At 62.3% G+C, this 15,026-nt stretch carries 13 protein-coding genes; 10 read left to right on the forward strand and 3 right to left on the reverse strand.

Annotated elements, in window-relative coordinates; genetic code table 11:
• Nucleotides 1–57: 57 nt before the first annotated feature.
• The 10 genes from pedF (at nt 58) to HU722_RS10940 (ending at nt 11,937) form a co-directional block, all read left to right on the forward strand.
• Nucleotides 58–519 (forward strand): cytochrome c-550 PedF, encoded by a 462-nt coding sequence (gene pedF / locus HU722_RS10895; RefSeq protein WP_065872372.1) that lies wholly within the window; start codon nt 58–60, stop codon nt 517–519.
• 3 nt (nt 520–522) lie between these two features.
• Complete coding sequence (locus HU722_RS10900; RefSeq protein WP_186754597.1) at nt 523–1,254, forward strand: quinoprotein dehydrogenase-associated SoxYZ-like carrier; 732 nt, start codon at nt 523–525, stop codon at nt 1,252–1,254.
• On the forward strand, nt 1,251–2,216 hold the full coding sequence (locus HU722_RS10905) for a quinoprotein relay system zinc metallohydrolase 1 (protein WP_065872370.1): 966 nt from the start codon (nt 1,251–1,253) through the stop codon (nt 2,214–2,216). The genes HU722_RS10900 and HU722_RS10905 overlap by 4 nt, the downstream gene beginning before the upstream one ends.
• On the forward strand, nt 2,213–3,733 hold the full coding sequence (exaC, locus tag HU722_RS10910) for an acetaldehyde dehydrogenase ExaC (RefSeq protein WP_065872369.1): 1,521 nt from the start codon (nt 2,213–2,215) through the stop codon (nt 3,731–3,733). The genes HU722_RS10905 and exaC overlap by 4 nt, the downstream gene beginning before the upstream one ends.
• A 234-nt stretch (nt 3,734–3,967) precedes the next feature.
• Complete coding sequence (pqqA, locus tag HU722_RS10915) at nt 3,968–4,039, forward strand: pyrroloquinoline quinone precursor peptide PqqA (protein ID WP_010209364.1); 72 nt, start codon at nt 3,968–3,970, stop codon at nt 4,037–4,039.
• Nucleotides 4,040–4,167: 128 nt separating this feature from the next.
• On the forward strand, nt 4,168–5,331 hold the full coding sequence (ercA, locus tag HU722_RS10920; protein ID WP_186754598.1) for an alcohol dehydrogenase-like regulatory protein ErcA: 1,164 nt from the start codon (nt 4,168–4,170) through the stop codon (nt 5,329–5,331).
• Entirely contained in the window at nt 5,315–6,685 is a 1,371-nt protein-coding gene (locus tag HU722_RS10925) for an ATP-binding response regulator (RefSeq protein ID WP_065872367.1), read from the forward strand. The genes ercA and HU722_RS10925 overlap by 17 nt, the downstream gene beginning before the upstream one ends.
• A 65-nt stretch (nt 6,686–6,750) precedes the next feature.
• Entirely contained in the window at nt 6,751–8,223 is a 1,473-nt protein-coding gene (locus tag HU722_RS10930; protein ID WP_186754599.1) for a DASS family sodium-coupled anion symporter, read from the forward strand.
• Nucleotides 8,224–9,145: 922 nt separating this feature from the next.
• A complete protein-coding gene (locus HU722_RS10935) occupies nt 9,146–10,792 on the forward strand; it encodes an MFS transporter (RefSeq protein WP_065880004.1) in 1,647 nt (548 codons plus the stop codon).
• Complete coding sequence (locus tag HU722_RS10940) at nt 10,789–11,937, forward strand: HlyD family secretion protein (RefSeq protein ID WP_186754600.1); 1,149 nt, start codon at nt 10,789–10,791, stop codon at nt 11,935–11,937. The genes HU722_RS10935 and HU722_RS10940 overlap by 4 nt, the downstream gene beginning before the upstream one ends.
• A 237-nt stretch (nt 11,938–12,174) precedes the next feature.
• Here the strand turns inward: HU722_RS10940 and HU722_RS10945 are convergent, their stop codons facing one another.
• From HU722_RS10945 to HU722_RS10955, 3 genes are read right to left on the reverse strand one after another with little or no spacing between them, the layout of a single operon-like run.
• Nucleotides 12,175–13,104 carry an aldose 1-epimerase gene (locus HU722_RS10945; RefSeq protein WP_186754601.1) on the reverse strand — a complete coding sequence of 310 codons (930 nt, stop codon included), beginning with the start codon at nt 13,102–13,104 and terminating at the stop codon, nt 12,175–12,177.
• Between the two features lie 59 nt (nt 13,105–13,163).
• Entirely contained in the window at nt 13,164–14,444 is a 1,281-nt protein-coding gene (locus HU722_RS10950) for a TRAP transporter large permease (protein WP_049709055.1), read from the reverse strand.
• A 1-nt stretch (nt 14,445) separates the two neighbouring features.
• Complete coding sequence (locus HU722_RS10955) at nt 14,446–14,973, reverse strand: TRAP transporter small permease (protein ID WP_065872363.1); 528 nt, start codon at nt 14,971–14,973, stop codon at nt 14,446–14,448.
• Nucleotides 14,974–15,026 lie beyond the last annotated feature (53 nt).

Genomic DNA, 15,026 nt, shown 5'->3' on the forward strand with positions numbered 1-15,026 from the left:
GATGGTTGCCATAGCCTCTGCCAAGAGGTTTTGCGTGCACTCCTGAGGGAAAAAATAATGACAACAAAACGCAACGCCTTGCTGACCGCCTGCCTCCTTACCGCTGCGATAGGTGCCGGTTCCGCCTGGGCCCACGGCAACGTGACCCCAACGGCCGTGGAAACCAAAGGCCTCACCCCGATCAAGGAGGCCGGCGTGCCGCTGGACGCCGATGGCTGGGCCGCGACCAACCCGTATCGCACCTCCCCAGAGCATGACAAGGCCGTCGAAGTCGGTGCCTCGGCGTACAACCAGAACTGCGCGGCGTGCCATGGCCTGGAAGCCAAGTCCGGTGGGATCGCCCCCGACCTGCGCATGCTGGATGCCGGTGACGCCGGGGATGAGTGGTTTGTCGAGCGGGTCCGCCACGGCGCCGTACGCGATGGCCGGGTGTACATGCCGAAAATGGCTGACTACCTGAGCCAGGAAGCCCTGTGGGCGGTGCGCACCTACCTCGACAGCGTGCACGTCGAGGAGTAAGCCATGCTTCTGCGCGGGTGGTGGGTCTGCTGTTTGCCGATGCTGGCCTGGGGCGCGCCCGTCGACCCGGTGCCCTCGGTGATGTGGGGCTACTACCACCAGCGTTTCCTCGACAATGCGCCGTTCGTATTCGACGCGCGCGTGAAGCTCTTGGCGCCGCCGTTCGCCGAGGACGCGCGCCAGGTGCCGCTGGAGATTGATGCTCGTGCGTTCAAGGGCGAGGTGGTGAAGATCCTTGCCTGGGCCGAACTCAACCCGCTGCCACAGATTGTCGACTTCCAGCCGGTGCAGCGCGTGCTGCCGTGGCTGTCGATCCGGATTCGCATCGAACAGGCCACGCCGTTGCGCGCAGCGGTGTTGACCCGGGATGGCATGTGGCACGTCGTCGATGCCGCCGGCGGCGGTTGCACGGCGCCGAGCGTGGTGCGCACGCAAGCGGGTTGGGAAGACCACCTCGGCGAAGTGCTCGGCGGGCGCTACCCGCGCGCCGAATTCAGCCGGGTGAAGCTGCAAGTTGCCCATCCGATGGATAACGGCATGGTCAGCGGTATCCCCGAGTTCTTCATCAACAGCGCTGAGTTGCGCGGCGCTGATAACGCCGTCTTGGCGCGCCTGGAACTGTTCCCCGCCGTCAGCGAAAACCCCAACCTGGCCTTCGACATCGAAGGCACCGGCCCCACGCGTTTGACCTTGCGCGACACCAGCGGCAGTCAATTCGAAGCGGTCATCCCATGACCCGGCGCTGGATTCTGCTCTGGCTGATCATGCTCAGCCAGCCGGTGCTGGCCGAGCTGGATTACGGCCTGAAACCCCGCCTGATCGCCGACGACACCTGGCTGCTGGAGGGCAGCACCGACAATTTCGGCAAGGACAATGGCGGCAACATCGTCAACGTCGGGTTCATCGTCACCGAACCCGGTGTGGTGGTGATCGACACCGGGCCGTCCAAGCGCTACGGCGAAGCCTTGCGACAGGCCATCGCCAGCGTCACCGATAAGCCGGTGATCCAGGTGTTGCTGACTCACCACCACCCCGACCATGCGCTCGGCAACCAAGCGTTCAAGGCGGTGCCCATCGGCGCCCTGGCCGGCACCGCCGAGTTACTGCACGAGCAGGGCGACAGCATGGCCGAGAACCTGTACCGCAGGGTTGGCGACTGGATGCGCGGCACTGAAGTGGTGTTGCCGAGTGAAGTGTTGCAAGCGGGTGTAAAAACCTTCGGCAGCCACGACCTGCAACTGCTGCACCTGCGCGGCCATACCGGTGCCGACCTGGCGATACACGACCGGAAGACCGGCGTGCTGTTTGCCGGTGACCTGGTGTTCTACCAGCGCGCGCTCACCACGCCCAATTCACCGGGCCTTGCACTGTGGCTGGCGGATATCGCCACCCTGCAAGGCTTGCCCTGGACCCTGATCGTGCCCGGCCACGGCCCTATTGCGGCGGATGCAAAACCCTTCGAACAGATGCGCGACTACCTCACCTGGCTCGACCAGCTCCTGCGTGACGGCGCCGTCCAAGGTCGCGATATGCCTGAGCTGATCCGCAGCCCGATCCCCGAACGTTTCGCGGCGATCAACCTCAGCCGCTACGAACTGATCCGCAGCGTGACCCACCTGTACCCGCAGTACGAACGCGAGCAGATGCAACGCCTGCACCCCAGACAACACCCACAACAAACAGAGGCCTCACCATGATCTACGCACAACCTGGCACCCCCGGCGCCATCGTCAGCTTCAAGCCGCGCTACGGCAATTACATCGGCGGTGAGTTTGTCGCGCCGATCAATGGCGAGTACTTCACCAATACCTCGCCGGTCACCGGCGAAGTCATCGCCGAGTTCCCGCGCTCCAGCGCCGCCGATATCGACAAGGCCCTCGACGCCGCCCACGCCGCCGCTGATGCCTGGGGCAAGACATCGGCCCAGGACCGCTCGCGGGTGTTGCTGAAAATCGCCGACCGCATCGAGCAGAACCTCGAAGTGCTGGCCGTGGCCGAGACCTGGGACAACGGCAAGGCCGTGCGCGAAACCCTCAACGCCGACGTGCCGCTGGCTGCTGACCATTTCCGCTACTTCGCCGGTTGCATCCGCGCCCAGGAAGGCGGCGCCGCCGAGATCAACGAACTGACCACCGCCTATCACTTCCACGAGCCATTGGGTGTGGTCGGGCAGATCATTCCGTGGAACTTCCCGCTGCTGATGGCTGCTTGGAAACTTGCGCCGGCGTTGGCCGCCGGTAACTGCATCGTGCTCAAGCCGGCTGAGCAGACGCCGCTGTCGATCATGGTATTTGCCGAGCTGATCAATGATCTGCTGCCGCCGGGCGTGCTCAACATCGTGCAAGGCTTTGGCCGCGAAGCGGGGGAGGCGTTGGCCACCAGCAAGCGCATCGCCAAGATCGCCTTCACCGGCTCCACCCCGGTGGGCGCGCACATCATGCACGCGGCGGCCGAGAACATTATTCCGTCCACCGTAGAGCTGGGCGGCAAGTCGCCGAATATCTTCTTTGAAGACATCATGCAGGCCGAGCCGCAATTTATCGAAAAAGCCGCCGAAGGCTTGGTGCTGGCGTTCTTCAACCAGGGCGAAGTGTGCACCTGCCCATCGCGGGCGCTGGTGCAGGAGTCGATCTACGATGCGTTCATGGCCGAGGTGATGAAGAAGATCGTCAAGATCAAGCGCGGCAACCCGCTGGACACCGAAACCATGGTCGGCGCCCAAGCGTCCGAGCAGCAATACGACAAGATCCTCTCTTACCTGAAGATCGCTCAGGAAGAGGGCGCGGTACTGCTGGCTGGCGGCGCGGCCGAGCGTCTGGAAGGCGACCTGTCCAGCGGCTATTACATCCAGCCGACCCTGCTCAAGGGGCACAACAAGATGCGCGTGTTCCAGGAGGAAATCTTCGGGCCGGTAGTGGGCGTGACCACCTTCAAGGACGAGGCCGAAGCGTTGGCGATAGCCAATGACAGCGAGTTCGGTCTTGGCGCCGGTTTGTGGACCCGCGACATCAACCGCGCGTACCGCATGGGCCGAGCGATCAAAGCCGGGCGTGTGTGGACCAACTGTTATCACCTGTACCCGGCGCACGCGGCGTTTGGTGGGTACAAGAAGTCGGGCGTGGGGCGTGAGAACCACAAGATGATGCTCGACCATTACCAACAGACCAAAAACCTGCTGGTGAGCTACGACATCAATCCCCTCGGTTTCTTCTGACAAAACGCGGTCAAAACTGTGGGAGCGGGCTTGCTCGCGAATACGGTGGATCAGTCAACTTAGAGGTAGCTGACCCACCGCATTCGCGAGCAAGCCCGCTCCCACATTTTGATTGATGTGCATCCGAGACTAATGCAGTGCGGCGGCTACTTCGAAAGTAGCATTCGCCACCGTTGATCTGCGTGCATTAATGAAATCACCGGAACCCTCCGGCACAACAAGAGGACTACCCCCATGTGGACCAAACCCGCCTTTACCGACCTGCGTATCGGCTTCGAAGTGACCATGTACTTCGCCAGCCGTTGACCTCCACCCGGCCAGCCCAGCGCTGGCCGGTGCTTGTCGCAGGCATGCCCCTTTGGTCTGATTGCAATCGCAGCCGGATGAGTTAGTGTGAAGCGCATTCTTCCAAAATAATAAAAACAGGCTTTCCAATGAGCCCAAATCTGAGCCTTCTGCGTAAATTCGTCTCGCCTGAAATCATCTTTGGTGCCGGCTGCCGGCACAACGTCGGCAACTATGCCAAGACCTTTGGCGCGCGCAAGGTGCTGGTGGTCAGCGACCCTGGGGTGATCGCCGCCGGTTGGGTGGCTGATGTGGAAGCCAGCCTGCAAGCCATTGGTGTCGACTACTGCCTGTACACCGCCGTGTCGCCCAACCCCCGCGTCGAAGAAGTGATGCTCGGTGCCGAGGTGTACCGCGAAAACCACTGCGATGTGATCGTGGCCATTGGCGGCGGTAGCCCGATGGATTGCGGCAAGGCCATCGGCATTGTGGTGGCCCACGGGCGCAGCATCCTTGAGTTCGAGGGCGTGGATACCATTCGTGTGCCCAGCCCGCCGCTGATCCTCATCCCAACCACCGCCGGCACCTCGGCGGATGTCTCGCAGTTCGTAATCATCTCCAACCAGCAAGAACGCATGAAGTTCTCGATCGTCAGCAAGGCGGTGGTGCCGGACGTGTCGCTGATCGACCCGGAAACCACCGCCAGCATGGACCCGTTCCTGTCCGCCTGTACTGGTATTGACGCACTGGTGCATGCCATCGAAGCGTTCGTCTCCACCGGCCATGGTCCGCTGACCGACCCGCATGCGCTGGAGGCGATGCGCCTGATCAACGGTAATCTGGTGCAGATGATCGCCAACCCCGGCGATATTGCCCTGCGCGAGAAAATCATGCTCGGCAGCATGCAGGCCGGCCTGGCGTTTTCCAATGCGATCCTTGGCGCGGTGCATGCCATGTCCCACAGCCTTGGCGGCTTCCTCGACTTGCCCCATGGGTTGTGCAACGCAGTGCTGGTGGAGCATGTGGTGGCGTTCAACTACAACTCGGCGCCGGAGCGTTTCCAGGTGATTGCCGAGACGTTCGGCATCGACTGCCGCGGCCTCAATCATCGGCAGATCTGCGGACGGCTGGTGGAGCATCTGATCGCACTGAAGCACGCGATTGGCTTCCATGAAACCCTCGGCCTGCATGGCGTGCGCGTGGCGGACATTCCGTTCCTGTCCCAGCATGCGATGCATGACCCGTGCATCCTCACGAATCCGAGGGAGTCGAGCCAGCGCGACGTCGAGGTTGTCTATGGCGAAGCGCTCTGAGGACCAGCAACGCGCCCTCGCGGGGTTGCTGGGGCTGGGCAATCACTCCGCGCGCAAGAGCCATTACCCGGAACTCGCCGCGCGACTGGACGAGCTGGAGGCCGAGCGCAACCGCTATATCCGCCTCAACGATGAGCTGGAACAGCGCGTCGCCGCGCGCACCGATGAACTGCTCGAAGCCAACCTCAACCTGCAACAGCAGATCGCCCAGCGCGAACAGATCGAACAGGACCTGCGCGATGCCCGTGACGCCGCCCAGGCCGCCAACCGCAGCAAGGACAAATACCTCGCCGCCGCCAGCCATGACCTGCTGCAGCCGTTGAATGCCGCGCGATTGCTGATCGCCACCTTGCGCGAGCGACAGTTGCCCAGCGTTGAGCAGGTGCTGGTGGAGCGCACGCACCAGGCGCTGGAAGGTGCCGAGGATTTGCTCACCGATTTGCTGGATATTTCGCGGCTGGATCAGGCGGCGGTCAAACCGGATGTGGCGCTGTATCGCCTCGACGAGCTGTTCGCGCCGCTGGTCTCGGAGTTTCAATCGGTGGCCCAGGCGGCCGGGTTGAACCTGCGGGTGCGCACCGGCTGTTATGCGATCAATACCGACCTGCGGCTGCTGACGCGGATTCTGCGTAATTTCCTCAGCAATGCCTGTCGTTATACCGACGAAGGTTGCATCCTGCTCGGTGCTCGACGCCGAGGGGATCGCCTGCGCCTGGAAGTGTGGGACACCGGTCGCGGGATTGCGGCCGACCGGCTGGAGGCGATCTTCCTCGAGTTCAACCAGCTCGACGTCGGCCGCGCCTCGGACCGCAAGGGGGTAGGGCTGGGGCTGGCGATTGTCGAGCGTATCGCCGAGATTCTGGGGTATCCGATTGCCGTGCGTTCCTGGCCGGGGCGGGGTTCGATGTTCAGCATCGAGGTGCCGTTGAGTGACGAAATGCCCCTGCCGATCAGCCAGTTGCCGGTGCAACCGACCACGGGCAACCCGCTGCCGGGGCGGCGTTTGCTGGTGATCGACAACGAAGTGAGCATCCTCGAGAGCATGCGCGCGCTGCTCGGGCAGTGGGGCTGCGAAGTGGTCACCGCCACCGACCAGGCGGGTGCGTTGCTGGCCTTGCAGGGCAGGGCGCCGGAGCTGATCCTGGCGGACTATCACTTGGACCATGGGGTGGTGGGCTGTGCGGTGGTCAAGCACCTGCGCGAGCATTTCGAGCAGCACATTCCTGCGGTGATCATCACGGCTGACCGTACTGACCAATGCCGACGTGCCTTGCGTCGCCTCGAAGCACCGCTGTTGAACAAACCGGTTAAGCCCGGCAAATTGCGCGCGGTGTTGAGTCAGTTATTGGCCTAGGTCAACACGCCGCAGGTGGTTTTGCCCCATGCTCAGGGCTCTGATCTAGAGCCTTGGAGCACCCGATGAGCGCGGCATCCTTTAAATTACCCTTGGGCCTGGTTATCGCGGTGCTGGTAATGACCGGCGTGCTGCTGTTGCCGCTGCCCGCCGACTTGCCGGTGGCCGGGCACCGCATGCTGGCGATCCTCGCGTTTGCCGTGGTGGTGTGGATCACCGAAGCGGTGTCCTATGAAGCCAGCGCGATCATGATCACTTCGCTGATAGCGTTTTTGCTGGGTACCGCGCCGTCGCTGCAAGACCCGACGCATGTGATCGGCACCAGCCCGGCGATCAGCATGGCCCTTACCGGGTTCTCCAACCCGGCGTTGGCGCTGGTGGCCGGCGCGCTGTTTATCGCCGCCGCCATGACCCACACCGGCCTGGATCGGCGCATCGCCTTGGTGACGTTGAGTCGGGTCGGCACCAGCACCCGGCGCATCCTGCTGGGGGCGATTGCGGTGACTATCCTGCTCAGCCTGGTGGTGCCTAGCGCTACGGCGCGCAGTGCCTGCGTGGTGCCGATCATGATGGGTGTGATCGCGGCCTTTGGTGTCGACAAACGCTCGAATATCGCCGCCGGCATCATGATCGTCGTCGCCCAGGGCACCAGCATCTGGAACGTCGGCATCCAGACCGCCGCCGCACAGAACCTGCTGACGGTTGGCTTCATGGACAAGATGCTGGGGCAGCGCGTGTCATGGATCGACTGGCTGATCGCCGGCGCGCCGTGGGCATTGATCATGTCGGCGGTGTTGCTGTTCCTGGTGCTCAAATTGCTGCCGCCGGAAACCGACAGCATCCCCGGCGGTAAAGAGGCGGTGGCGCAGTCGCTGGTGGAGATAGGGCCCATGACCGGGCCGCAGAAGCGCCTGTTGAGCGTTTCGGTATTGCTGCTGCTGGCCTGGGCCACGGAAGGGCGCCTGCACAGTTTCGACACCACCTCCACGACCTACGCCGGGCTGGTGTTTCTGCTATTGCCGGGTATCGGCGTGATGACCTGGAAGGATGTGCAGTCACGCATTCCGTGGGGCACGGTGATTGTGTTCGGGGTTGGCATCAGCCTCGGCACGGCGCTGCTGACCACCCAGGCCGGGCAATGGCTGGGTTCTGCTGTCGTGGCCCACACGGGGCTGGATCAAGTTGGGCCCTTGGGTGTGTTTGCGATTCTTGGCGCATTCCTGATCCTGATTCACCTGGGATTCGCCAGCGCCACGGCGTTGACCTCGGCGTTGCTGCCGATTTTGATCGCGGTGCTGCAGACCTTGCCGGGGGATTTCAGCCGGTTGGGCATGACCATGCTGTTGGGGTTTGTGATGAGCTATGGGTTTATCCTGCCGATCAATGCGCCGCAGAACATGGTGTGCCTGGGGACGGGGACGTTTACGGCGCGGCAGTTTGCCAACGTGGGGATTCTGGTGACGCTGATTGGGTACCTGTTGATGTTGGTGTTTGCGGCGACTTATTGGAGTTGGTTGGGTTGGGTTGGGTTTGATTGAGTGCATATCCGTTATTTAGGTAAGGGCTGCTATTGGTTCCGCTCTTACAGCGGGTCACTTTTGGAAAGGAGCCCGGAATGCCGGCCCAGCCAAAAGTAACCAAAAGGGCTCTTGCCCCAACACTCGGCACCTCGCCTAGGCTCGGTGTGCCGTAACGAAGGCTTTGGAGCGTGGGCCGCCGCGATGGGCCATCCTTGGCCCAGCGCTGCTAACCCGGCGTCCTGCCGGGTTACCCACGCTCCAAAGCCTGCGTTCGGCCAGCGTGTTTGACGGGGCGCCTCAGATCAAAAGCCAAATCAAAAGCGCGGCGGCCTTAGAGCCGACCGGTTTCAAACTGTCGATCTTGGTCAAAATGTGGGAGCTGGCTTGCCTGCGATGCAGACACCTCGGTGTATCAGGCATACCCAGTTGATGCCATCGCAGGCAAGCCAGCTCCCACAGAAAAGCAGAGCACACAAAATCGCTTTTGATCCACACCACTCAGGCCGGCTGTCAGGCCGCCGTGCTTTTGCTTTTGATCTGAGGCGCCCCGTCAAACACGCTGGCCGAACGCAGGCTTGAATCCGTGGGTAACCCGGCAGGACGCCGGGTTAGCCGCGCTGGGCCAAGGATGGCCCATCGCGGCGGCCCACGGATTCAAGCCGGAGTGAGGGCACACCGAGCCTAGGCGAGGTGCCGAGTGTTGGGGCAAGAGCCCTTTTGGTTACTTTTGGGGCTCTTTTCCAAAAGTGACCCGCCGTAAGGGCGGAACCAATAGCCGCCATGACCGCAAAAACGGATATGTACCCAATCCCCCCAGGCCAGCCTAAAGGCCGCCACACCAATTCCACCCCCAACATGGCAAGATGAACTCCGCTCAGGTTTACTACTCCCTGAGTAACCGTTTTACCGACTCCCCCCGTCGGGTCATCTAGGTCACCGAATGAACACATACACTCCCCACACCTGGGAACCCCACGAGCGGCCAAGCCTCCCCGGTTCACCGTCAACCCCGCTGCACCCCACGCACAAGCGTTGGCTGTTCGCGATGGTCGGCGTGCTGGTGGCAATCACCGGGGGCCTGGGCAACGCGCTGGTGATCGCCAACCTGCAATACCTGCAAGGCGCACTCGGTGCGACCACCGCCGAAATGGCCTGGCTGCCCGCCGCCTATGTCATGACCAACGTATGCATGAACCTGTTGCTGGTGAAGTTCCGCCAACAGTTCGGCCTGCGCGCATTCACCGAGGTGTTCCTGGTGCTCTATGCCCTAGTCACTTTCGGCCACTTGTTCGTCAACGACCTCAGCTCAGCCATCGCCGTGCGGGCGGCCCACGGTATGGTGGGCGCGGCGCTGAGTTCATTGGGTTTGTACTACATGATCCAGGCATTCCCGGCCAAGTGGCGTTTGAAGGCGCTGGTGCTCGGGCTGGGCACGGCGCAACTGGCGTTGCCATTGGCGCGGTTGTTCTCCGAAGATTTGCTGCAAATCGCCGAATGGCGCGGGTTGTACCTGTTCGAGCTGGGCCTGGCGCTGATCTGCCTGGGCTGTGTGTTCCTGCTCAAGTTGCCGCCGGGCGATCGCTTCAAGACCTTCGAAAAACTCGACTTCCTCACCTTCGCCATCCTCGCGACCGGCGTCGCCTTGCTCTGCGCAGTGCTGTCCCTGGGCCGCATCGACTGGTGGCTGGAAGCCCCGTGGATCGGCGTGGCCTCGGCCTGCTCCCTGGTGTTGATCATGGCCGGCCTCGCCATCGAGCATAACCGCAGCAACCCGATGCTGATGACCCGCTGGCTCGGCAGCGGCACCATGATTCGCCTGGCGCTGGCGGTGGTGCTGATTCGCATGGTGCTGTCCGAGCAGTCCACCGGCGCCGTGGGTTTCATGCAGATGCTGAACATGAGCTACCAGCAGATGCACACGCTGTACGTGGTGATGCTGGCCGGGGCAATTGCCGGGCTGGTGGTGAGTGCGTTGACGATCAACCCGGCGCACTTGCTGATGCCGCTGGTGATTTCCCTGGCGCTGATGGCCACGGGGTCGGTGATGGACAGCTTCTCCAGCAACCTGACCCGTCCGCAGAATCTGTACATCAGCCAGTTCCTGCTAGGCTTCGGCGGTACGTTCTTCCTCGGGCCGACCATGGTGCTGGGCACCAAGAACGTGTTGACCAACCCGCGCAACCTGGTGAGTTTTTCGGTGATGTTCGGTATTTGCCAGAACCTCGGCGGCCTGATGGGTGCGGCGTTGCTTGGCACCTTCCAGATCGTGCGCGAGAAGTATCACTCCAGCATGATCGTCGAGCACCTGACGCTGCTCGACCCGCGTGTGGCCGCGCGAGTGCAGAGCGGCGGTTCAGCCTACGGCGGTATTGTCGCCGACCCCGAGCTGCGTAATCTGATGGGCATTCGCAGCCTCGCCACGGCGGCCACCCGTGAAGCGAACGTGATGGCCTACAACGATGTCTTCATGCTGATCGCGATCATCGCGATACTGACCATGAGCTGGATCTTTATCCGCAGTCTGTGGCTGATGAGCACCACCAAGGCAGCAACCACTCCCGTTCAACCCAGCGGCGCACCTTCATGACCGAACCTTCAACCACCACCACCACCACCGCCATCGCTTCCACCCCGGAGGGCAGCACGCCACCAGGCGCCGTGCCTACCGAGTTGCGGCCGTTGCGGGTGCGGATTATCTCGTCCCTGGGCTTTGCCGCGATTGCCATCGTCGGTGTGCTGATCGTGCTGTACGCCTGGCAATTGCCGCCGTTCAGCAGTGCGGTGGAAACCACCGAAAATGCCCTGGTGCGTGGGCAGGTCACGATTATCGGGCCGCAGCTCAGCGGCTACGTGTTCGAAGTGCCGGTGCAGGATTTCCAGTACGTGAAGACCGGCGACCTGCTGGTACGTCTCGACGACCGTATCTACAAGCAGCGCCTGGACCAGGCGCTGGCGCAACTGGCGGTGCAGAAGGCATCGTTGGCAAACGTGGTGCAACAGCGCAACAGCGCCGAGGCCACGATCAAATTGCGCCAGGCCGCGTTGGCGGACAGCCAGGCGCAGGCGCGCAAGAGCACGGCCGATCTGCGCCGTAACGAAGCGTTGATCAGCGACGGCTCGGTGTCCAAGCGCGAGCTGGATGTGACCCGCGCCGCCAACGCGCAGACCATCGCCGCTGTGGCGCAAGCCCAGGCCAGCCTGGAAATCGCGCGGCAGGACTTGCAGACGGTGATCGTCAATCGTGGCTCCCTGGAAGCCGCCGTGGCGAGTGCCGATGCGGCCGTGGAGTTGGCACGTATCGACCTGTCCAACACCCGCATCACGGCGCCGCGTGACGGCCAACTGGGGCAGATCGGCGTGCGCCTGGGGGCTTACGTCAACTCCGGTGCGCAGTTGATGGCGCTGGTGCCGCCGCAGCTGTGGGTGATCGCCAACATGAAAGAAACCCAGATGGATAATGTGCAGGTCGGCCAGCCGGTGACTTTTACCGTGGATGCGCTGAACCACCGCAAATTCCACGGCACGGTACAGCATATTTCCCCGGCCACCGGTTCGGAGTTCAGCCTGTTGCAGGCGGACAATGCCACCGGCAACTTTGTGAAGATCGCACAGCGGGTGCCGGTCAGGATTACGGTGGATCCGGATCAGGCCGAGAGCGAGCGGTTGCGCCCGGGGTTGTCTGTAGTGGTCAGTATCGATACCGCAGGCCGCCTCAAAAACAGCCCACCCTGACGGAATGCGGTCAATGTGGGAGCTGGCTTGTCGAATCGTTGAACCGCTGCGATAGCTCTCTGTCAGCTGATGCAGCGCTCACTGATGTACCGCTATCGCAGCACAGGTATCTACACATTTTAGATGTGATAGTGCGTAGCAGCTGTCGAGCCCTGGCGAGGCTGCGTCAGCGGTGTGTCAGACAGACCGCAAACGCAGCCTCGCCAGGGCTCGACAGCTGCTACGCAGAGGACTCGCTCAAGATGTGTAGATACTTCTGTCTATCGCAGCGGGTCGACGATTCGACAAGCCAGCTCCCACAGTTGGACTGTATTTCAGGGTGAAATCGAGGCGGGTGGACTGGTTTTGTTCCAGCAGTCTCAGGCCCGGCCTGCCGGGCAGGTGATGAGCATTCACCGGATGGCTCACTGGCTCGATGCAAAAGAACCCCAGCCCCGGTGGGCAATACAGCAGGAAATAATCGGCGCCGCTGGCCTGGCATTTCAGCGTATAGCCCAGCTCTGGTTGCTCGATCAGGCAATGCCCATCCCACTGGCAAAAGCCGTTGTCTACCAGGCTTTCGGGCAGGGTTTTCAGTTCCCGGAAGTCCCAGGCATCCGGCACTGGCGCTAGCACCGTAGGCAACTTGGACGCGTCACTCATCCACACCTGTGACGCCTCGGCCTGTAAGCGTGTGCCCGGCCGACGTGGCAAGTAGGGATGCAATCCCAGGCCATGCCACGCGGGCGCTTGCGCCAGATGGGTCACGCTCAGCGCAATGCTCAGTTCACCCTTGCTCAATCGAAAGCGCTGCTCGGCGCGATAGGCGAACGGCGTGTCGCACTCCACTGCCAGTACCACTTCACTTGCTGACTGGCTCACCACCTGCCACGCCTGCTGCCAGGCTGAGCCATGAATCGGCAAGGGGTCCGTGAGGCTATTGGGCGCCAGGGCCAGCCAGCCGTCGGGGTTGTCGAAACCCCCTTGGGCAATTCGGTTGGACCAAGGGGCCAACGGATAGCAGCCCAGCTTGCCCGGCAAACCGGTGTTCAGCGCTTGTTGGTCACTATGGCGCAGCAAAGGCTGCCCGGTGGTGCGTACCGTCCAATTGACGATGCTGCCACCCGTGGCCGGCGCGAGGGTGAGGTGGGTGAGTTGATCGCTGAGTTCGATGAAGGATGAAGACATGGTGTCCCGCCGTATGAAATAGACCCAACGCAGAGGTTCAATGTGTATTTGATAGAGGTTTACAGCACCACGCTCGGCAGCCACAGGGACAATGCCGGGATGTAGGTCACGGCGATCAGCACCAAGAACAGCACGGCGTAAAACGGCAGCAACGCCTTCACGGTCTTCTCGATGGTGGTCTTGCCCACCGCCGCGCCCACGAACAGCACCGCGCCCACGGGCGGGGTGATCAAACCAATGCCGAGGTTCACCAGCATGATCATGCCGAAGTGCACCGGATCGACGCCAATACCCAGCACCACCGGCAGCAGAATCGGCGTAAGGATCAGGATCAGCGGCGCCATGTCCATCACCGTGCCGAGCAACAGCAGCATGGCGTTGATGCACATCAGGATCACGTAGCGGTTGTCTGACAGGGTCAGGAACATCGTGGTGATCTTCGCCGGGATCTGCATCAGGGTCATGATGTAGCCGAAGCTGGCGGCGAAGGCGATCAGGATCATCACGATGGAAATGGTGCGCACCGTGCGGTGCATCAGCTTGGGCAGCTCGCTCCATTTGTAGTCGCGGTAAATGAACATGGTCACGAAGAACGCCCACAGCACGGCGATCGCGGCGGATTCAGTGGCGGTGAAAATGCCCGAGAGGATGCCGCCGAGGATGATCACCATCGCCATCAAGCCCCAGAGCGCGTCGGCGGCAATTTTCAGCGCCTGCTTCAAGGGAATGACTTCACCTTTGGGGTAGTCACGCTTTTTCGCGAAAATCAGGCACAGCACCATCAGGCATGCGCTCATCAGCAAGCCCGGGACCACGCCGGCCATGAACAGCGAGGCGATCGACACCGTGCCGCCGGCTGCCAGGGAATAGAGCACCGAGTTATGGCTGGGCGGGGTCAGCAGGGCCTGCACCGAGCCGCTGACGGTCACCGCCGTGGCAAATTCGCGGGGGTAACCACGGCGTTCCATTTCCGGGATCAGCACCGAGCCGACCGAGGCGGTGTCCGCCACCGACGAGCCGGAAATCGCCCCAAAAAACGTCGAAGCCATGATGTTCACCAAGGACAGGCCGCCGCGTACAAAGCCCACCAGCACCCCGGCAAACGCCACCAGCCGCCGCGACATGCCGCCCTCGGCCATGATCGCCCCGGCCAGCACAAAGAACGGAATCGCCATCAGCGAAAACTTGTTCACCCCGCCGGCCACCTGAATCATCAGGGCCTGGAACGGGATGTCGATCCACCACGCGCCGATTAGCGCCGACAACCCGAGGGCGTAGGCCACCGGCATGCCGATCAGGATCAAGGCGATAAAGCTGCCCAACAGAATCAATGCGTCCATATCAGGCGGCCCCTTCGCTTTCTTCAACCAGGTCGAAGCGCACGACCCGACGGTTGCTCTGGTCACCGAGCAGGAGTTTTTCCACGACAAAAATCAGCGTCAGCAGCCCGCCAATCGGGATCGGCATGTAGGTGATGCCCACCCGCAGAGTAGGAATGGCGCTCATGAACTGGTTCCAGGTGGACATGCATAGCTTGGTGCCCCAGATCGTCATGAACAGGCAGACCGTCGCCATCAGCAATTGGGAAAAAATGCTGACGAGGCGGCGTTGTTGCGCCGGCAAGCGGTCAGTAACCATGGCCACCGACATATGCGCCCCGGCGCGGTAACTCGCGGCGGCGCCGATAAAGGTGAACACCAGCATCAGCAGGATGGCGGTAGGTTCCGGCCAACTGGAGCCGGTGCCGAGGACGTAGCGAGCGAAGATGCCCCAGGGGATGATCAGGGCGACCCCCAATACCGAGAGGCCGGCGACCCAGATGCAGGTCATGTAGATGCGGTCGTTGATGCGCAGCAGTAAATTCTTCATGGCGTTCACCGTAACCGGGCGCGTCAGTGCGGACCGCGCCTGGCCTTGCTAGG

The organism is Pseudomonas tritici, from assembly GCF_014268275.3.
Classification (GTDB): domain Bacteria; phylum Pseudomonadota; class Gammaproteobacteria; order Pseudomonadales; family Pseudomonadaceae; genus Aquipseudomonas; species Aquipseudomonas tritici.